Annotated in this window: 20 protein-coding genes; 11 read left to right on the top strand and 9 right to left on the bottom strand. The window is 69.3% G+C overall.

Translation table 11 applies throughout. The annotated features are described in order from the left end of the window. Positions 1-3: 3 nt before the first annotated feature. Positions 4-945 (top strand): DNA polymerase III subunit delta, encoded by a 942-nt coding sequence (holA, locus tag ACJ512_RS20655; protein ID WP_461480146.1) that lies wholly within the window; start codon positions 4-6, stop codon positions 943-945. 25 nt (positions 946-970) lie between these two features. Here holA and rpsT read toward each other — a convergent pair whose 3' ends face one another. Beyond that, positions 971-1,231, bottom strand: a complete 261-nt coding sequence (rpsT, locus tag ACJ512_RS20650) for a 30S ribosomal protein S20 (RefSeq protein WP_407685328.1) — start codon at positions 1,229-1,231, stop codon at positions 971-973. A 151-nt stretch (positions 1,232-1,382) separates the two neighbouring features. Here rpsT and ACJ512_RS20645 point away from each other — a divergent pair, with 151 nt between their 5' ends. From ACJ512_RS20645 to ACJ512_RS20635, 3 genes are read left to right on the top strand one after another with little or no spacing between them, the layout of a single operon-like run. Further along, a complete protein-coding gene (locus ACJ512_RS20645) occupies positions 1,383-3,029 on the top strand; it encodes a circularly permuted type 2 ATP-grasp protein (protein ID WP_407685327.1) in 1,647 nt (548 codons plus the stop codon). Beyond that, complete coding sequence (locus ACJ512_RS20640) at positions 3,029-4,006, top strand: alpha-E domain-containing protein (protein WP_407685326.1); 978 nt, start codon at positions 3,029-3,031, stop codon at positions 4,004-4,006. Before ACJ512_RS20645 ends, ACJ512_RS20640 begins: the two co-directional genes overlap by 1 nt. Continuing rightward, positions 4,006-4,845, top strand: a complete 840-nt coding sequence (locus ACJ512_RS20635; protein WP_407685325.1) for a transglutaminase family protein — start codon at positions 4,006-4,008, stop codon at positions 4,843-4,845. Before ACJ512_RS20640 ends, ACJ512_RS20635 begins: the two co-directional genes overlap by 1 nt. A 33-nt stretch (positions 4,846-4,878) precedes the next feature. On the opposite strand, the gene ACJ512_RS20630 is transcribed toward ACJ512_RS20635, so the two are convergent. After that, positions 4,879-5,721: a ribonuclease Z gene (locus ACJ512_RS20630; RefSeq protein ID WP_407685324.1), complete on the bottom strand. Its 843-nt coding sequence runs from the start codon at positions 5,719-5,721 to the stop codon at positions 4,879-4,881. 131 nt (positions 5,722-5,852) lie between these two features. On the opposite strand from ACJ512_RS20630, the gene ACJ512_RS20625 reads away from it, so the two are divergent. Further along, on the top strand, positions 5,853-6,281 hold the full coding sequence (locus tag ACJ512_RS20625) for a CBS domain-containing protein (RefSeq protein WP_369737959.1): 429 nt from the start codon (positions 5,853-5,855) through the stop codon (positions 6,279-6,281). A gap of 11 nt (positions 6,282-6,292) precedes the next feature. On the opposite strand, the gene ACJ512_RS20620 is transcribed toward ACJ512_RS20625, so the two are convergent. Continuing rightward, positions 6,293-6,892 (bottom strand): type II toxin-antitoxin system PemK/MazF family toxin, encoded by a 600-nt coding sequence (locus tag ACJ512_RS20620; RefSeq protein ID WP_407685323.1) that lies wholly within the window; start codon positions 6,890-6,892, stop codon positions 6,293-6,295. Between the two features lie 129 nt (positions 6,893-7,021). On the opposite strand from ACJ512_RS20620, the gene lepA reads away from it, so the two are divergent. Beyond that, a complete protein-coding gene (gene lepA / locus ACJ512_RS20615; RefSeq protein ID WP_407685341.1) occupies positions 7,022-8,863 on the top strand; it encodes a translation elongation factor 4 in 1,842 nt (613 codons plus the stop codon). A gap of 29 nt (positions 8,864-8,892) precedes the next feature. On the opposite strand, the gene ACJ512_RS20610 is transcribed toward lepA, so the two are convergent. Genes ACJ512_RS20610 through ACJ512_RS20600 form a run of 3 tightly spaced genes read right to left on the bottom strand, consistent with a single transcriptional unit; the run spans position 8,893 to position 12,134 of the window. Then, positions 8,893-9,477 (bottom strand): PepSY domain-containing protein, encoded by a 585-nt coding sequence (locus ACJ512_RS20610; RefSeq protein WP_407685322.1) that lies wholly within the window; start codon positions 9,475-9,477, stop codon positions 8,893-8,895. A 60-nt stretch (positions 9,478-9,537) separates the two neighbouring features. After that, entirely contained in the window at positions 9,538-11,991 is a 2,454-nt protein-coding gene (locus tag ACJ512_RS20605; RefSeq protein WP_407685321.1) for a glycoside hydrolase family 15 protein, read from the bottom strand. Then, positions 11,904-12,134: an FAD-dependent monooxygenase gene (locus tag ACJ512_RS20600; RefSeq protein ID WP_407685320.1), complete on the bottom strand. Its 231-nt coding sequence runs from the start codon at positions 12,132-12,134 to the stop codon at positions 11,904-11,906. Before ACJ512_RS20600 ends, ACJ512_RS20605 begins: the two co-directional genes overlap by 88 nt. Positions 12,135-12,255: 121 nt before the next feature. Between ACJ512_RS20600 and ACJ512_RS20595 the strand changes: the two genes are divergently transcribed. Together ACJ512_RS20595 and ACJ512_RS20590 are read left to right on the top strand one after the other, a co-directional pair. Beyond that, complete coding sequence (locus tag ACJ512_RS20595) at positions 12,256-12,459, top strand: hypothetical protein (protein WP_407685340.1); 204 nt, start codon at positions 12,256-12,258, stop codon at positions 12,457-12,459. Between the two features lie 252 nt (positions 12,460-12,711). After that, positions 12,712-13,749, top strand: a complete 1,038-nt coding sequence (locus ACJ512_RS20590; RefSeq protein ID WP_407685319.1) for a sulfate ABC transporter substrate-binding protein — start codon at positions 12,712-12,714, stop codon at positions 13,747-13,749. A gap of 142 nt (positions 13,750-13,891) precedes the next feature. Here the strand turns inward: ACJ512_RS20590 and ACJ512_RS20585 are convergent, their stop codons facing one another. From ACJ512_RS20585 to ACJ512_RS20575, 3 genes are all read right to left on the bottom strand, one after another. Next, positions 13,892-14,638, bottom strand: a complete 747-nt coding sequence (locus tag ACJ512_RS20585; protein WP_407685318.1) for a phosphoadenylyl-sulfate reductase — start codon at positions 14,636-14,638, stop codon at positions 13,892-13,894. Further along, entirely contained in the window at positions 14,635-14,856 is a 222-nt protein-coding gene (locus tag ACJ512_RS20580) for a hypothetical protein (protein ID WP_407685317.1), read from the bottom strand. Before ACJ512_RS20580 ends, ACJ512_RS20585 begins: the two co-directional genes overlap by 4 nt. Before the next feature lie 111 nt (positions 14,857-14,967). Then, a complete protein-coding gene (locus ACJ512_RS20575) occupies positions 14,968-15,024 on the bottom strand; it encodes a hypothetical protein (protein WP_407685339.1) in 57 nt (18 codons plus the stop codon). A gap of 180 nt (positions 15,025-15,204) precedes the next feature. On the opposite strand from ACJ512_RS20575, the gene ACJ512_RS20570 reads away from it, so the two are divergent. From ACJ512_RS20570 to hemW, 3 genes are read left to right on the top strand one after another with little or no spacing between them, the layout of a single operon-like run. Further along, positions 15,205-15,816, top strand: coding sequence for a hypothetical protein (locus tag ACJ512_RS20570; protein ID WP_407685316.1), 612 nt, complete (start codon positions 15,205-15,207; stop codon positions 15,814-15,816). Then, on the top strand, positions 15,813-16,247 hold the full coding sequence (locus ACJ512_RS20565) for a transglycosylase family protein (protein ID WP_407685315.1): 435 nt from the start codon (positions 15,813-15,815) through the stop codon (positions 16,245-16,247). The genes ACJ512_RS20570 and ACJ512_RS20565 overlap by 4 nt, the downstream gene beginning before the upstream one ends. A 56-nt stretch (positions 16,248-16,303) precedes the next feature. Then, the gene (gene hemW / locus ACJ512_RS20560; protein ID WP_407685314.1) at positions 16,304-17,476 is read left to right on the top strand and encodes a radical SAM family heme chaperone HemW; all 1,173 of its coding nucleotides are present in this window, start codon (positions 16,304-16,306) and stop codon (positions 17,474-17,476) included. Positions 17,477-17,478 lie beyond the last annotated feature (2 nt).

Raw genomic sequence — 17,478 nt, 5'->3', positions numbered from 1 at the left:
GCGTTGCACCTGGTCTTGGGAGACGAGGATCTGCTGGTCGAGCGGGCCGTGGCCGACGTGCTGCGGGCGGCGCGCAAGCGGGCGGGCACGAACGACGTTCCGGTCAACCGGATGCGGGCCGGTGAGGTCAGTACCTACGAGCTCGCCGAGCTGCTGAGCCCGTCGCTGTTCGCCGACGAGCGCATCGTCGTGCTCGAGGCCGCCGCCGAAGCGGGCAAGGAGGCGGTCGGGGTGATCGCCTCGGCGGCCGCCGACCTCCCGCCGGGCACCGTGCTGGTGGTGGTGCATTCCGGCGGGGGACGCGCCAAGGCGCTGGCCAAGGACCTGCAGTCGCTCGGTGCCGAGGTGCATCCGTGCGCGCGGATCGCCAAGGCCGCCGAACGCGTCGACTTCGTCCGCAAGGAGTTCCGTGCCCTGCGCGCCAAGGTCGACGAGCGCACGGTCACCGCGCTGCTGGACGCGGTCGGCTCCGATCTCCGCGAACTGGCATCGGCCTGCTCGCAGCTGGTCGCCGACACCGGCGGGGCCGTCGACGTCGCCGCGGTGCGGCGCTACCACAGCGGCAAGGCCGAGGTGAAGGGTTTCGACATCGCCGACAAGGCCGTGGCCGGCGACGTCGCGGGCGCCGCCGAGGCGCTGCGGTGGGCGATGATGCGGGGTGAGCCGCTGGTGGTGCTCGCCGACGCGCTGGCCGAAGCCGTGCATGCGATCGGGCGGGTCGGACCGCTGTCGGGCGATCCCTACCGTTTGGCGGCGCAGCTGGGGATGCCGCCCTGGCGGGTGCAGAAGGCCCAGAAACAGGCCCGGCGCTGGTCGCGAGACTCGGTGGCGACCGCGATGAAGGTGGTGGCGGCGCTCAACGCCGACGTGAAGGGGGCCGCCGCGGACGCCGACTACGCGCTGGAATCCGCGGTCCGGCGGGTCGCCGAGCTGGTGGCCGACTGAGGCCGGTGCAGGCGGGCGGTGGCCCTCAGATCTTGTTGAGGGCGCGGGCCAGCGCCGACTTCCGGTTGGCCGCCTGGTTCTTGTGAATCACGCCTTTGCTGGCCGCCTTGTCCAGCTTGCGGTTGGTCGCGACGAGCAACTCGGCGGCCTTTTCCTTGTCGCCGTTGTGGGCGGCCTCACGGAACGCGCGGACAGCGGTACGCAGCGAGGACTTCACCGACTTGTTACGCAGTCGGGCGCGCTCGTTCGTGCGGTTGCGCTTCTGCTGCGACTTGATGTTGGCCACGCCTGAGTTTCCTTCTTTGATTCGGTGGTTGCTCGGGACCGGCATCCGATATCCCCGACAGCGACTGCCCAGGTTATCAGTCGGTTACGTTTTTTCCCAAAAGGGGAACCCTTGGCCTGCCAGGTCGTCGATTTGAGGCAGCATCTGAGAAGTGAATTCCGCGAACCAGCTGGAGGAGACCGGAACCGGTCCGCGCGGCCTGCGACGCGCCGAACACATTTTCGGCGGGTACGACGCCTCCGACGCCTATTCGAAGGCGTTCGACGAGATGTTCGACGCCCAGGGGGCCGTCCGGGCCGCGTACAAGGGCATCCACGCCGAACTCGCACCCGCGGACGCCTCGGATCTGAAGGCCCGCGCCGAGGCGCTGGCCCGCGCGTTCATCGACCAGGGCATCACGTTCTCGCTGTCGGGTCAGGAGCGGCCCTTCCCTCTCGACCTGGTGCCGCGGGTGATCTCGGCGCCCGAGTGGAGCCGGCTGGAGCGCGGCATCATCCAGCGGGTCAAGGCCCTCGAGATGTACCTCGACGACATCTACGGGGACCAGGAAATCCTGAACGACGGCGTCATCCCGCGACGCCTGATCACCTCCTGCGAGCATTTCCACCGTCAGGCCGTGGGCATCAAGCCGCCCAACGGCGTCCGCATCCACGTCGCCGGCATCGACCTGATCCGCGACGAGCGGGGCACGTTCCGGGTGCTCGAGGACAACCTGCGCTCGCCCTCGGGTGTCTCGTATGTCATGGAGAACCGCCGCACCATGGCGCGCGTATTCCCGAACCTGTTCGGCACCCATCGGGTGCGCGCCGTCGACGACTACGCCGCGCACCTGCTGCGCGCGCTGCGCAACTCCGCGGCCACCAACGAGGCGGACCCCACCGTCGTCGTCCTCACACCAGGGGTCTACAACTCGGCCTATTTCGAGCATTCGTTGCTGGCCCGGCAGATGGGTGTCGAGCTGGTCGAGGGCCGTGACCTGTTCTGCCGGGACAATCAGGTGTACGTGCGCACCACCCACGGGGAGCGCCAGGTCGACGTCATCTACCGGCGCATCGACGACGACTTCCTGGACCCGCTGCAGTTCCGGGGCGACTCCGTGCTGGGGGTGGCCGGGCTGGTCAACGCCGCCCGCGCCGGCAACGTCGTCATCTCCAGCGCGATCGGCAACGGCGTCGGCGACGACAAGCTCGTCTACACCTATGTGCCGACCATGATCGAGTACTACCTGGGTGAGAAACCGCTGCTGGCCAACGTCGAGACCTTACGGTGCTGGCTGGACGACGAACGCGACGAGGTGCTGGACCGCATCGACGAATTGGTGCTCAAGCCGGTCGAGGGGTCCGGCGGATACGGCATCGTGTTCGGTCCGGAGGCCTCCGCCAAGGAATTGGCCGCCGTCGCCAAGAAGATCCGCGACGACCCGCGCAGCTGGATCGCCCAGCCGATGATGGAACTGTCGACCGTGCCGACCCAGGTGGACAACGCCCTGGCTCCCCGCTACGTCGACCTGCGGCCCTTCGCCGTCAACGACGGCGAGGACGTGTGGGTGCTGCCGGGCGGCCTGACCCGGGTGGCCCTCGTCGAGGGCTCGCGGGTGGTCAACTCCAGCCAGGGCGGCGGCTCCAAGGACACCTGGGTGCTGGCGCCCCGCGCGTCGGCCGCCGACCGCGAACTGGGCGCCGCCGGGGTGGTGCGCTCCCTGCCGGACCCGGCGCCCGACGGTCAGGCGAAGCGGAAACAGCGCCAGGCCGAGCAACCGCAGCGGAAGCAGCAGCAACGCACGGAAGCGCCCCGCTGATGCTGGCCCGCAACGCCGAGGCGCTGTACTGGATCGGACGGTACGTCGAGCGCGCCGACGACACCGCGCGGATTCTCGACGTCGCCCTGCACCAGCTGCTGGAGGATTCCAGCGTCGACCCCGACCAGGCGTCGCGGGTGTTGCTGCGGGTGCTGGGGATCGAGCCTCCGGCCCACGACCTGGACGTGTGGTCGTTGACCGACCTGGTGGCCTACGGCAGCGACCTTTCCGGGGGATCCTCGATCGTCGACGCGATCACGGCCGCGCGGGAGAACGCGAAGTCGGCGCGGGAAGTGACGTCCAGCGAGATCTGGGAGTGCCTGAATACCACCTACCATGCCCTGCCCGAGCGGCAGCGTGCCGCCAAACGTCTTGGGCCGCACGAGTTTCTGTCATTCATCGAGGGCCGCGCGGCGATGTTCGCCGGCTTGGCCGACTCGACGCTCTCCCGTGACGACGGGTACCGGTTCATGCTGTTGGGTCGCGCCATCGAGCGTGTCGACATGACGGTGCGGCTGTTGCTGTCGCGGGTCGGGGACAGCGCCTCGTCGCCGGCCTGGGTGACGTTGTTGCGCTCGGCGGGTGCCCACGACACCTACCTGCGTACCTACCGCGGGGTGCTGGACGCGGGCCGGGTGGTCGAGTTCATGCTGCTCGACCGGCTGTTCCCGCGTTCGGTGTTCTACTCGCTGCGGCTGGCCGAGCACAACCTCGAGGAGTTGCTGCACAATCCGCAGAGCCGGGTCGGGGCGACCATCGAGCCGCAACGACTGCTCGGCCAGGCCCGCAGCGAGCTGGAGTTCGTGCAGCCCGGCGTGCTGCTCGAATCGTTGGACACGCGCCTGGCGAGCCTGCAGCGGACCTGCCACGACGTCGGGGAAGCGTTGGCGCTGCAGTACTTTCACGTCACCCCGTGGGTGGCGTGGTCGGATGCCGGCCACAACGGCCGGTTGGTCGGCAAGGCGGGGGAGCCCTGATGTGGCGGATGCGGGTGGTGCACACCACGGGCTACGCCTATCAAGCGCCGGTGACCGCCTCCTACAACGAAGCCCGGCTGACGCCGCGGTCGAACGGCAGGCAGAACGTCATCCTCAACCGGGTCGAAACCATCCCGGCCTCCCGGTCCTACCGCTACATCGACTACTGGGGTACCGCCGTCACGGCGTTCGACCTGCACGCGCCGCACGCCGACCTGACGGTGATGTCGTCCTCGGTCGTGGAGACGGAGCCGCAGGAGCCGCCGGCCGGCGACGCGGACTGGAGCGACTTGCGCTCCGAGGCCGTGATCGACCGGTTCGACGAGTTGCTCCGGCCGACCCCGCACACCCCGGCCAGCAAGCGCCTCGGGGCGGTGGGCAAGAAGATCGCGAAAAGTCACGCGCCCGCCGACGCCGTCGTCGCCGCGGCCGAGTGGGTGCGCGGCGCGCTGGACTACCTGCCGGGAACCACCAGCGTGCATTCCTCGGGGCTGGACGCGTTGAGCGAGGGCCGGGGCGTGGGCCAGGACTTCGTGCATCTGTCGTTGATGCTGCTGCGCGGCATGGGAATTCCGGGACGTTACGTGTCGGGTTACCTGCACCCCAGGAGCGACGCCGTCGTCGGGGACACCGTCGACGGGCGCAGCCACGCCTGGATCGAGGCCTGGACCGGTGACTGGTGGAGCTATGACCCCACCAACGACTCCGGGATCAACGAGCAATACGTCAGCGTGGGCGCCGGTCGCGACTACACCGACGTCGCCCCGCTCAAAGGCATCTACTCCGGGGAGGGGGCCACCGATCTCGACGTGATCGTGGAGGTCACCCGCCTGGCTTGAGGGTGCGGCGATCCCGGTGCCGGCGCACGACGGTCACGACGCGCCGCCGACCTCCACCCGGTGCAGGTCGTCGCCGAGCTCGACCCGGCCACCGAACTCGCCGGCCGCGAGCGCGCGCCACTGCTCCTCCTGACCGGGCACCAGCGCCGGCACGTAGTGCGTCATGACGAGGGTGCCCACGTTGGCGCGGGCCGCCGTCGCCGCCGCCTCCTGCACCGAGGAGTGGTAATCGCAGATGTCCTGCAGCCGCTGCTGGGGGATGTTGGCGACGATGTCCTTGCGGATCACGGTGTGCACCAGTGCGTCGGCGCCGGCGGCCAGTGCGTCGAGGGTGGCGCAGGGCACCGTGTCGCCGGCCAGCACCACCGACGCCCCGTCGTACTCGATCCGGAAGCCGATGGTCGGTGCCACCGGGCGGTGATCGGTGGCGGCGACCCGGATCGACACGCCGTCGCGGTCCCACACCGGGCCGTCGGTGTGCTCGTGAACCTCCACCGACGGCGGTGCGTTCAGGTCGGCGTGATGGGCGATCCGGTAGCCGATGTCGTGGCGGAACGCCTGCAGCGTCGCCTCGACCGTTTCGGCGGTGCCCGGCGGCCCGATGATCGGCAGCGGCGCCGGATCGGGGGCGAAGGTGCTGATCCAGCGGGTGATCAGCAGGTCGCCGAGATCGCCGATGTGGTCGCTGTGCAGGTGGGTGAGCAGCAGCGCCGACAGTCCGGCGGCGCCCACCCCGACCGCCGCCGCGCGCTGCAGCACGCCGCGCCCGCAGTCCACCAGCAACGCCTGGCCGCCGGCCCGCACCAGGGTGGACGGGCCGGCGCGGTCGGGGTCGGGGATTGGGCTGCCGGTCCCGAGCAGCGTGATCTCGATCATGGCGTCATCCTCGCAAGCCGGACGCGCGCGTGGTGTGCGATTGCCATCTCCCGGCCACGCTCGTGCCGTCGACCTGGCGCGGGGGACGCGGTAACCTGATGTGAATCAGATCACCCCCGGCAGGAGGCCAGATGCGGATCGCGGACGTCTTGAAGAACAAGGGGGCGGCAGTGGTGACGATCAACCCCGATGCGACGGTCCAAGAACTGCTCGCCGGTCTGGCGGAACAGAACATCGGCGCCATGGTGGTGATCGACGCCGAGGGGGTCGTCGGCATCGTGTCGGAGCGTGACGTGGTGCGCCAGCTGCACGCGCACGGCGCCAGCGTGTTGTCGCGCCCGGTGTCCAAGATCATGACGGCCGCGGTCGCGACCTGCACCAAGGCCGACACGGTCGACACCGTCAGCGTGCTGATGACCACGCAGCGGGTGCGCCACGTGCCGGTGCTCGACGGCAAAAAGCTCATCGGCATCGTCAGCATCGGCGACGTCGTCAAAACGCGGATGGAAGAGCTCGAGGCTCAGCAGCAGCAGCTGCATTCCTACATCACGCAGGGCTGACCGGCGCCCCGTCAGCTCCAGCGGTAGTCCGCTCGCAGCCGGGTGGCCACCGCGTCGAAGGTCTCGCGGTCCAGGATCGCGCCCTCGCGGCGAATGCCCTCCTCGGGGACGTCGAGCACCCGGTCCAGCCGAACCCAGCTCTCCCTGCCCTCGTAATCCCAACTGCCCGCGCCGATCCCGACCCAGCCCGGGTCGGCGGCATGGCGCTCCTGGCTGGACACCATCAACCCGAGCAGCACGTCGCGGTCCCGGCCCACCACGAGCACCGGGCGGTCCTTGCCGCGGGTGGGATCGTCCTCGTAGACCACCCACGTCCACACGATCTCGCCGGGGTCGGCGCGGCCGTCCAGCGCGGGGGCGTAGACCACCCTGCGGGCCCGCTGCGCGGTGGGGAAGCTGTTGCTGGTCACCGGCCGGCCGGCGGTGACCGCGGCCGGGGGTGGCGGCGCGACCGCGGCGATGACGTTGGCGGTGATCTTGACGGCCTGCTGGAGTTCCCGCAGGACGGTCTGCGAGTTCTCGATGTGCCGGGCCAGCCGCGGAGCCCCGGCGGCGACGAGGTTCTCCGCGAACTGCTGGAAGGTCTTCCACTGCTTCCGGGTAGAAGCCATATTTTGCAGCATAGCCGCGAACGGCCGGGGCCGACCGCGTCCAAGTGTGTCCCGGCCCCGCCGCGTAGATACCCTGGACATGCCCGCGGACCGGGCCCAGCGCATCCCCGAACATCGGTACACCAGGAGATTCCCATCAGCAGTTTCGCCGACAAGACCTTCACCGCGCCGGCGCAGATCAGGAATTTCTGCATCATCGCCCACATCGACCACGGCAAGTCCACGCTGGCCGACCGCATGCTGCAGCTCACCGGCGTCGTCGACGAGCGCTCGATGCGGGCTCAGTACCTGGACCGCATGGACATCGAGCGGGAGCGCGGGATCACCATCAAGGCCCAGAACGTGCGGCTACCGTGGAAATCCGCAGATCGCGACTACGTCCTGCACCTGATCGACACCCCCGGCCACGTCGACTTCACCTACGAGGTGTCGCGGGCGCTGGAGGCCTGCGAGGGCGCCGTGCTGCTGGTCGACGCCGCCCAGGGCATCGAGGCGCAGACCCTGGCCAACCTGTATCTGGCGCTGGACCGCGACCTGACGATCATCCCGGTGCTCAACAAGATCGACCTCCCGGCCGCCGATCCCGACCGCTACGCCGGGGAGATCGCGCACATCATCGGCTGCGAGCCCGGCGACGTGCTGCGGGTGTCCGGCAAGACCGGCGAGGGCGTGGCGCACCTGCTCGACGAGGTGGTCCGCCAGGTGCCGCCGCCGCAGGGCGACGCCGACGCGCCGACCCGCGCGATGATCTTCGACTCGGTCTATGACATCTACCGCGGCGTGGTGACCTACGTGCGGGTGGTGGACGGCAAAATCGTTCCGCGCGAACGCATCCTGATGATGTCCACCGGGGCGACCCACGAGCTGCTCGAGGTCGGCATCGTCTCGCCCGAACCCAAGCCCAGCGAGGGCCTCGGCGTGGGCGAGGTGGGCTACCTGATCACCGGCGTCAAGGACGTCCGCCAGTCCAAGGTCGGCGACACCGTCACGACGGCCCGCCACGGCGCCAAGGAGGCGCTGACCGGCTATCGCGAGCCCAAGCCGATGGTGTACTCGGGTCTGTATCCCGTGGACGGCTCCGACTATCCGGATCTGCGGGACGCTTTGGACAAGCTCCAGCTCAACGACGCGGCCCTGACCTACGAGCCGGAGACGTCGGTGGCGCTGGGCTTCGGGTTCCGGTGCGGTTTCCTGGGCCTGCTGCACATGGAGATCACCCGCGAACGCCTCGAGCGCGAGTTCGACCTGGACCTGATCTCGACGTCGCCGAACGTCGTGTACCGGGTGCTCAAGGAGGATGGCACCGAGATCGTGGTCACCAACCCCTCGGACTGGCCGGAGGGCAAGGTCCGCGCCGTCTACGAGCCGGTGGTCAAGACCACCATCATCGCGCCCAGCGAGTTCATCGGCACCATCATGGAGTTGTGTCAGTCCCGCCGCGGCGAGCTGGGCGGCATGGACTACCTGTCGCCCGAGCGGGTGGAACTGCGCTACACGATGCCGCTGGGGGAGATCATCTTCGACTTCTTCGACTCGCTGAAGTCACGCACCCGCGGGTACGCCAGCCTGGACTACGAGGAGGCCGGCGAGCAGGAGGCCGATCTGGTCAAGGTCGACATCCTGTTGCAGGGCGAGGCCGTCGACGCGTTCTCCGCGATCGTCCACAAGGACGGCGCTTCGGCGTACGGCAACAAGATGACCACCAAGCTCAAGGAGCTGATTCCGCGCCAGCAGTTCGAGGTGCCGGTGCAGGCGGCGATCGGCTCGAAAATCATTGCGCGCGAGAATATCCGCGCGATCCGCAAGGACGTGCTCTCCAAGTGCTACGGCGGCGACATCACCCGCAAGCGCAAACTGCTGGAAAAACAGAAGGAGGGCAAGAAGCGGATGAAGACCATCGGGCGGGTGGACGTGCCGCAGGAGGCGTTCGTCGCGGCGCTGTCCACCGGTGACGAGAAGGCGAAGAAGTAACCCGCACAGGGCGTTCGGCGCGGCTGCCGCTAGACCTGCTTGTTGGCGATGACGTCCCCGGACGCCGCGTTGAGCGTGACCTTGTGCTCGACGATGTAGGTGTCCCAGACGTCGGCTTCCCACACGGTGGCGCCGTTGGTCTCGGCGAGCTGCATCTCGGTGATCGAACCGTTGGGCACCGTGGCCAGGAACTTCTCGACGGCCGTGCGGTAGTTCACAGTCGCGGCCTGCACCAGGGCGCGGTTCTGGGCCTTGTCGGCGTCGCTCCGGTTCATCGGGGTCGGGCCGACCAGGATCGTGACGCCGTCCGAGGACACGTCCATCGACTGCTCGGTGCCGTCGGCGGTGACGACGTGGACCCGCCAGCTCCCGGTCTCCTGGGTCCTGATCGACGTCAGCGTGCCGCCGGGCACCTTCGTGACGGCGACGGCGCCGGCCTGCAGCAACGTCTGCGGGTCGGGGGGAGCCGACGGCCGCGACCAGTGCGAACCCGCCGAGGTGCTGTTCCCCGGCGTCGTGGCGGGCTTGCCGCTGTGACCGCACCCGGCCAGGGCGGCGATCGCCAGCAAGAGGAATGCGGTCAGGATCCAGGTTCGGCGCTTCGCGGCAGGCACTGCCAGATGGTATCGCCTAGGGCCGAGCCGTTGTGCGCGGGCGGGCCGACACGCGGCCGTTCACATGGGCGCGTTGGCGGGCAGGAACATCCCCGAACCGTCGGCCTCCTCCTCGGCGCGGATCACGTGGACGACCGCGTTGATCAGCGCCAGGTGGGTGAACGCCTGCGGGAAGTTGCCCAGGTGCCGGCCGGTGCGCGGCTCGATCTCCTCGGCGTAGAGGTGCAGCGGGCTGGCGTAGGCCAGCAGTCGCTCGCACAGCCGCTTGGCGCGGGCCACCTCGCCGATCTCGACCAGCGCCGACACCAGCCAGAACGAGCAGATGGTGAACGTGCCCTCCTCGCCGGACAACCCGTCGTCGGTCTCCTCGACCCGGTAGCGCAACACCAGGCCCTCCTCGGTGAGCTCGTTGGCGATCGCCAGCACCGTGTTGCGCACTCGCGGGTCGTCCGGCGGCAGGAACCGGGTCAGCACCACCAGCAGCAGCGAGGCGTCGAGCGCGTCGCTGCCGTAGCGCTGGGTGAACACGCCGCGCGGGTCGACACCGTGCTCGAGGATGTCGGCCTTGATCTCCTCGGCGATCGCGCGCCACTGCTGCGCGTAGCTTTTCTCGCCCTGCCGCTCGGCCAGCTTGGAGCCGCGGTCCAGCGCCACCCAGCACATCACCTTCGACGACGTGAAGTGCTGCGGCTCCCCGCGGACCTCCCAGATTCCGCGGTCGGGCTCGCGCCAGTGTTTGATCGCCTCCTCCACCTGCCGCTTGAGCACCGGCCACAGGCTTTCCGGAATCTGCTCACGGGATTTGCAGTGCAGGTAGAACGAGTCCAGGATCGAGCCCCAGATGTCGTGCTGGATCTGGTCGTAGGCGCCGTTGCCGATCCGCACCGGGCGCGCCTCGTCGTAGCCGGACAGGTGGTGCAGTTCCTCTTCGACCAGGCTGCGCTCGCCGCCCACCCCGTACATCACCTGCAGCGGATGGCGTTCGTTGCTGTTGGCGCCCGAGACGTCGGCGATGAACGCGAAGAAGTCGTCGGCCTCGCGGTCGAGGCCGAGCGTGTAAAGCCCCCACAACGCGAACGTCGAGTCGCGGACCCAGGCGTAGCGGTAGTCCCAGTTCCGTTCGCCCCGAGGCGTTTCCGGAAGTGACGTGGTGGCGGCGGCTAGCAGCGCACCGGTCGGCGAATAGGTGAGGCCTTTCAAAGTGAGGGCGCTGCGCTGCAGGTACGCCCGCCACGGGTGGTCGGGGAAGTTGCCGATGTTGATCCACTGGCGCCAGCACTCGGTGGTCTGCCACATCCGGTCGGCGGCCTCTTCGTAGGTCTGCGGCGCCGGGTGCTTGGTCCAGCTCAGCGCGACGAACACGTCGTCGCCCTTCTTCATCCGGGTGCGTGCGCGCGCCTCCCGGCCCTCCAGCCCGATGCGCAGGTTGGTGGTCAGCCGCAGCGTGGGATGGTCGTCGGGTTGCTTGGCGGCGCGGGCGACGGCCTCGCCGTAGGCGTTCGCCGAGTACTCCCACGTCACCCCGGTGCGGTGGTAGTCGAATGCGGGTTCGCAGCTCATCATCAGCTCGACGGTGCCGCTGACGCAGCGCACCGTGCGCAGCAGGATGTGCTCGGCGTCCCAGTCCATCGGGGTGCGGCGGTGGGTCCGCGAGCGGCGCTCGACGTCGTGCCAGGGGCCCATCACCAGCGCGTCGCGCACGATCAGCCACCCGGTGTGGGTCTGCCAGGTGGTCTCCATGATCAGGCTGCCGGGCAGGTAGCGGCGGGCCGACGGAACCGAAACCCCGTAGGGCCCCAGCCGGAAATGGCCGGCGCTGCGGTCCAGGATCGCGCCGAACACGCTCGGGGAGTCGGGCCGGGGCACGCACAGCCATTCCACCGATCCGGCCGGGGAGATCAGGCACGTCGTCTCCCAGTCGGACAGGAACGCGTAGTCGGCGATCGGCGGAAACGGGTTGCGCAGCCCGGCATTGGGCGCCAGGGGCGCCGGCGCGCTGAAGTCGATCGGTGAGGCCAACGGCGAATGCAGTGCCGGTTCGTGCCCGTCCCCGATGTGGACGGGTTGGTCGGCGGGGACGGGTTGGTCGGCGGGTTCGGCGTGCAGCACCATGCCGACATCATCGACTGTCGACCCGCCCGGCGTCCACGCTTCGCCCGATCGTGGGATCGGCCCGGCGGCGGAGCGCACCGTCGAATAGCGGCCGTCGCAGGCCACGGTGAGCTCGGCGCGCATCCGTCGGGTTTCGCCCGCCCGGTCACGGTAGGTGACGCCGGTGACGCGGTCGCCGTCGCGGATCACGCCGACCAACTCGGTGGTGCGCAACAACCGGAAGCAGGGCTCGGCCTCGGCGGCGGTCGCGACCATCTCCAAGAAGTCCCACTGCGGCACCAGGGCGATGTGCCGGTGTGCGCCTGGCAGCCGCGTCAGGTCGAGATCGACCGGTTGGTTCTGGATCTCCATGTGGATGGTGTCGATGAAGCGGTGCGGTATCGCGGTGAACCGCGGCCCCAATCCCAGTTCGTCGAGTAACCGCAGGGTGCTGGAAGGGTGCTGGCGTGCACGGTGCCGCCCCGGAAGTCACGCAGGAAGTCGGCGTGCTTTTCCATCACCGTGACGTCGACGCCGGCGCGGGCCAGCAGCAGGCCGAGCACCATGCCGGCGGGGGCCCCCGTCGGCGATGAGGCAGGTCGTTTCGTCGGCGGAAGCCATGGGCAGATCCTGGCGCATGGGCGGCTCGTCGGCCGCGCGTTGGCTTTGGCGGCGGGGACGAATAGTGTGGGCCCGGTGACCGCGTTCCTGAACTGGTGGGACGGCAACGAACTGTGGCTTTCCGGGTTGCCGTTCGTGCTGCAGGCGATGGTGGTGATGCCGATCGTGCTGGCGGTGGCCTACCTCACGGCGTTGGTGCTGGACGGCCTGCTCGGCAAGGGCATCGGTGTGATGCGCCGCCTCCGTCGCACCGACGGGTCGCCGCGGTAACGTTCATGCCCCGTTCGCACGTGACGCTGGTGCTCGTCGCTCTCGTGGTGCTCGTCATCGTCACGTGGCTGCTGACCCACTGAGCGCGCGGGGCATCGGGTGTGGTGACGCGCTCGGTCGTCGTGCATTGTTGTCGCTGACTGCCCCACCCGTGCGCGGTCTGGTATCGAGTCAGTGACTTTTGCCGAAGGCTCGGCGCCTTTCCGCAGCAACGGGACCGATAACCGTAAGTCCTGCAGCGGAAGGTCATCAATGCCCGACGACATCGTCGTCTCGTCGCGCTGGCGCCCCGCCGTCGCGTGCGCCCTGGTTGTCGGTGCGCTCGCCGCCTGCCAGGGCGGTGCCGGCGATGTCGTCGGCGGCGGGGGACCGGCCAACGCGCACACCAGGATCGACCTGGTCGCCTACTCCGTCCCAGAACCCGGCTGGAGCAAGGTGATCGCGGCGTTCAATGCCTCCGAGGACGGCAAGGGGGTGCAGGTCGTCGCCTCCTACGGAGCCTCCGCCGACCAGTCCCGCGCGGTGGCCGACGGCAAGCCGGCCGACGTCGTGAATTTCTCGGTCGGACCCGACGTCACCCGACTGGTCAAGGCGGGCAAGGTTTCTCCCTCCTGGGACAAGGACGCCACCGGGGGCGTCCCGTTCGGGTCGGTGGTGACGTTGGTGGTGCGCGCGGGAAACCCGAAGAACATCAGGGACTGGGACGACCTGCTGCGCCCCGGGATCGAGGTCATCACACCCAGCCCGCTGAGTTCCGGCGCCGCGAAGTGGAACCTGCTGGCCCCGTATGCGGCCGCGAGCCGCGGCGGCAACGACCAGGAAGCCGGCGTCGGCTTCGTCGACGAGTTGGTGAGCGGGCACGTCAAACTGCGGCCCGAGTCGGGGCGGGAGGCGACCGACATCTTCGTGCAGGGCAGCGGTGACGTGCTGATCAGCTCCGAGAACGAGGCCCTCGCGACCGAGCGGCAGGGCAAGCCGGTGCAGCACGTCACCCCGCCGCGGACCGTCAGGGTCGACAACCCGCTCGCAGTGGTGACCACCAGCGCACACCTGGATGCGGCCAGCGCGTTCAAGAATTTCCAGTACGGCGCCGCGACGCAGCGCCTGTGGGCGCGGGCCGGATTCCGTCCCGTCGACCCGGCCGTGGCCGCCGAGTTCTCCGACCGGTTCCCGGTGCCGGCGAAACTCTTCACGATCGCCGACCTCGGAGGTTGGGACGCCGTCGATTCGCAGCTGTTCGACAAGGCCACCGGTGCCATCACCCAGGCCTACCTGCGGGCCACCGGATGACGGCCGCGGTGCACCCCGGGGCGGTCTCGGCGGCAGCCACAGGTGCGAAAGATCCAGCGCGCAGCGTGCGCCCCACCCCGCGTGCCGCCGATCGCGGCGACACCGGCGTTAGCCGGTCAGCCAGCACCTATCCCGCCGCGCCTCACGACGCGTGCAGACCGCACTCGGTCTTGGCCGTTCCCCGCCAGCGGCCGCTGCGCGGGTTGTCGCCTTCGGCGGGCCGGACCGTGCAGGGAGCGCAGCCGATCGACGGATACCCGTCGTAGATCAGCGGATTCACCAGCACCCCGTGCTCGGCGACGTAAGTCTCGACGTCGCGGTCCGTCCAGTCCACCAGCGGGCTGACCTTCACCAGCTTGAACGCCTCGTCGAAGCTGACCACGGGCGCGTTGGCGCGAGTGGGCGCGTCCACTCGGCGCAACCCGGTCACCCACGCCGAATAACCCTGCAGCGCTTTGCGTAACGGCGCGACCTTGCGGAGCCGGCAGCACTCGCCGGGGTCGCGGGCGAAGAGGTCCTTGCCCAGCAGGGCGTCCTGCTCGGCCACCGTGTGCTCGGGGGTCGCGTTGATCACGTGGATGTCGTAGACGGACTCCACCGCGTCGCGGGTGCCTATCGTCTCCACGAAGTGGTATCCGGTGTCCAGGAACACGACCGGAACACCGGGTCGCACCTTCGCGGCCAGCTCCACGAGCAGCGCATCCTGCATGCTCGAGGCGACCACGTAGTTGCATGTCGCCCAGCCGCGGGGTCCGCGGACCCCGCCGAAAGTCTCGTCCGTCCAACGCAGGACATCGATGGCGCTGGCGCCTTCCAGGTCGGCCGCCCCGCGCGCCGCCACCTCGCGCAACTCGGACTCGGAGAGTTCCGACACTTCGGTGGTCGTCATAGGTGATCTTCCTCCATCCAGATGGTGTGCGTGACATCGCGCACACCGAGACCGACGTGCTGCGCGGCTTCCTCCGGCGAAATGATCCCGCGCAAACACCATGTCGCGCTGTCGCTTTCGATGGGACCCGGTACGAAACGGCGCGTACCCGTCGCACGAGTCTGATAACCGTTGGGCGCCTTGTGATATTCCCGTACCCGGGGGGTTGCTGTGATCACTGCTCGGTTGTCCTTCAAGAACGTTCGCAGGCGTGAACGCGCACTTCACCGAGGATTTCCGGCGGCGGCGCAGATCCGGCGCCGGCTGCTGACAGGGGCGGGTCTACGAGATCAGCGGAGACAACAACAGCTGCAGACGCGCTTCAAATCGATGTGCCGACGTGCCACCAGCGCAACGCGCAGACGAGGCTCGACAACGATCACGCCCGTGATTGTGCCACGGAAGGCGCCCACGCATGCGCGCGGGGTCCCGATGGCCGTGCGAAAAAGCCGCCTCTCCGTTACCGAAGTGACACCTGCTACTGGTGATAATTACCTCGCCTTGGTACTGGAGGGATTGAGGTCATCGTGAACGGATCGCGGGTGGAGGGCGGCGGCGCCCACCTGGTCGTCAACAAACCCGTCGGTGCTTCGCATTTCGCGATCACCGAACGACTCCCGGGGATCGTCCGGAATCGCACCGGCGCCCCTCGTCGTTCCCGCCCGAGACGCCCGGCCTTGCGATGGCTGGTGGCCGGGGTCGTCGTCATCGCGCTGGCGGTGGCGGGCCTGGGCGGGCAGTTGCTCTACCAGGAGCACCAGCGCAACATCGCCGCCAGGCAGGCGCTTGCGGCCGCCCAGGCCTACATCGGCGAGCTGATCAACTTCGACGGCGAGACGATCGAGGGCAAATACGGCGACATCCTCGACGGCGCGACCGGCGATTTCAAAGAGCACTACGGCAAGTCCAGCACCGAACTCCACCGGATGCTCAGGGAGAACGTGGCGACCGTGCGCGGGACCATCACGGAGGCATGGGTGAAGAAGGCCACGACCACCAGGGCGGTGATCCTCATGCTCGTCGACCAGTCGGTCAAAACCCGCACCAGTGCGAAGGCCACGATCGAACGGAGCCGGGTCAAGATGGTGATGACCAAGGTCGACGGCCGTTGGCTGGCCAGCAAGGTGCGCGTGATATGACGATCAGGCCCGCGGGGATCCGCGTCATCGTGTGCGCATTCCTGGCTCAGACCCTGATGGTGGGTGCCCTGTTCGTCACCGCGCTGGCGGTCTCGACCAGCTACTCGAAAGCCGAGGACGTCAACTGGGAAGCCATCGCGCAGTGCGAGTCGGGCGGCGACTGGGCCGCCGACACCGGCAACGGACTGTTCGGCGGCCTGCAGATCAGCCAGCCGACGTGGGACGCCCACGGCGGCTACGGCGTGCCGTCGGCCGCCGCTCCCGACGCGCAGGTCGAGGTCGCGGACCGGATCATGTCCACCCAGGGCCCCGGCGCGTGGCCCCGGTGCGCGACGTGCAGCCCGGACGCGGCACCGGTGGGATCCCTGTCACACATCCTGGGCTACGTCGAGGCTCAGGGCGGCGGTTGCCCCGGGGTGGAAGAGGACTGACGGCCGACGGCTGGCCGACCGGCCCGGCGCGGTCCGCGGGCGTGGGATCATTTGGCATGAGCCTTCGCGAGGAGCAGGTCGACCTGCCCGGCCTGCAGCCGGGCCCGGACCTGCCGTTCGGGTTGTATGTGCACGTACCTTTCTGCATAACCCGTTGCGGCTATTGCGATTTCAACACCTACACCCCGGCCGAGTTGGGTGGCGTCAACCCCGATGCCTGGCTGCAGGCGCTGGGGACGGAACTCGGGCTGGCGGCCGCGCGGCTGGGCGGCCCGACGCTGGACACCGTCTTCGTCGGCGGTGGGACGCCATCGCTGCTGGGTGGCGCGCGCGTGGCGGCGCTGCTGGACATGGTGCGGGAGCATTTTGCGCTGGCGCCGGACGCCGAGGTCACCACCGAGGCCAACCCGGAGTCGGCCTGGCCGGACTTCTTCGGGGCGGCCCGTGCCGCGGGATACACGCGGGTGTCGCTGGGCATGCAGTCGGTGTCACCGCGGGTGCTGGGCGTCCTCGACCGGATTCATACGCCGAACCGGTCGGCCGACGCGGCCCGCGAGGCGCTGGACGCCGGCTTCGAACACGTCAGCCTGGACCTGATCTACGGGGCACCCGGGGAAAGCGACGACGACCTGCTGCGTTCCGTCGACACGGCGGTGGCCACCGGCGTGGACCACGTGTCCGCCTATGCCCTGACCGTCGAGGACGGCACCGCCCTGTCCCGGCGGGTCCGCCGTGGGGAGCTGGCCGCCCCCGACGACGACGTGCTCGCGCACCGCTACGAGCTGGTCGACGCCCGCCTCACCGAGGCGGGGATGGACTGGTACGAGGTGTCCAACTGGTCGCGTCCGGGCGGTGAGTGCCGGCACAACCTCGGCTACTGGGCCGGCGGTCAGTGGTGGGGAGCCGGGCCGGGGGCGCACGGTTATGTGGGGGCGACGCGCTGGTGGAACGTCAAGCACCCCAATGCCTATGCCGAGAGGCTGGCCGGTGCGGGGTTGCCCGTGGCGGGATTCGAACAGCTCGGCCCGGACGCGCTGCACACCGAGGACGTCTTGTTGAGAACCCGCCTGCGCCAGGGGCTTCCGCTGGCGGCGCTGGATGCCGCCGAGCGCGAACGCGCCGAGTCCGCGGTCGCCGACGGGCTGCTGGTGTCCGAGGAGGACCGGCTCGTCCTCACCCCGCGCGGACGCCTGCTCGCCGACGGGGTCGTGCGCAGGGTGCTCGGGTAGTT

This window comes from Mycobacterium cajalii, from assembly GCF_045809005.2.
Taxonomy (GTDB): domain Bacteria; phylum Actinomycetota; class Actinomycetes; order Mycobacteriales; family Mycobacteriaceae; genus Mycobacterium.
This window is presented reverse-complemented; position numbering and strand designations above follow the sequence as displayed.

What these genes read in the sequence shown, in the direction of transcription:
- ACJ512_RS20630 (WP_407685324.1), bottom strand. Translation starts at nt 5,721, where the DNA reads ATGATCGAGATCACGCTGCTCGGGACCGGCAGCCCAATCCCCGACCCC.
- hemW (WP_407685314.1), top strand. Translation starts at nt 16,304, where the DNA reads ATGAGCCTTCGCGAGGAGCAGGTCGACCTGCCCGGCCTGCAGCCGGGC.
- ACJ512_RS20620 (WP_407685323.1), bottom strand. Translation starts at nt 6,892, where the DNA reads ATGGCTTCTACCCGGAAGCAGTGGAAGACCTTCCAGCAGTTCGCGGAG.
- ACJ512_RS20590 (WP_407685319.1), top strand. Translation starts at nt 12,712, where the DNA reads ATGCCCGACGACATCGTCGTCTCGTCGCGCTGGCGCCCCGCCGTCGCG.
- ACJ512_RS20625 (WP_369737959.1), top strand. Translation starts at nt 5,853, where the DNA reads ATGCGGATCGCGGACGTCTTGAAGAACAAGGGGGCGGCAGTGGTGACG.
- ACJ512_RS20585 (WP_407685318.1), bottom strand. Translation starts at nt 14,638, where the DNA reads ATGACGACCACCGAAGTGTCGGAACTCTCCGAGTCCGAGTTGCGCGAG.
- ACJ512_RS20640 (WP_407685326.1), top strand. Translation starts at nt 3,029, where the DNA reads ATGCTGGCCCGCAACGCCGAGGCGCTGTACTGGATCGGACGGTACGTC.
- ACJ512_RS20565 (WP_407685315.1), top strand. Translation starts at nt 15,813, where the DNA reads ATGACGATCAGGCCCGCGGGGATCCGCGTCATCGTGTGCGCATTCCTG.
- ACJ512_RS20635 (WP_407685325.1), top strand. Translation starts at nt 4,006, where the DNA reads ATGTGGCGGATGCGGGTGGTGCACACCACGGGCTACGCCTATCAAGCG.
- ACJ512_RS20600 (WP_407685320.1), bottom strand. Translation starts at nt 12,134, where the DNA reads ATGGTGCTCGGCCTGCTGCTGGCCCGCGCCGGCGTCGACGTCACGGTG.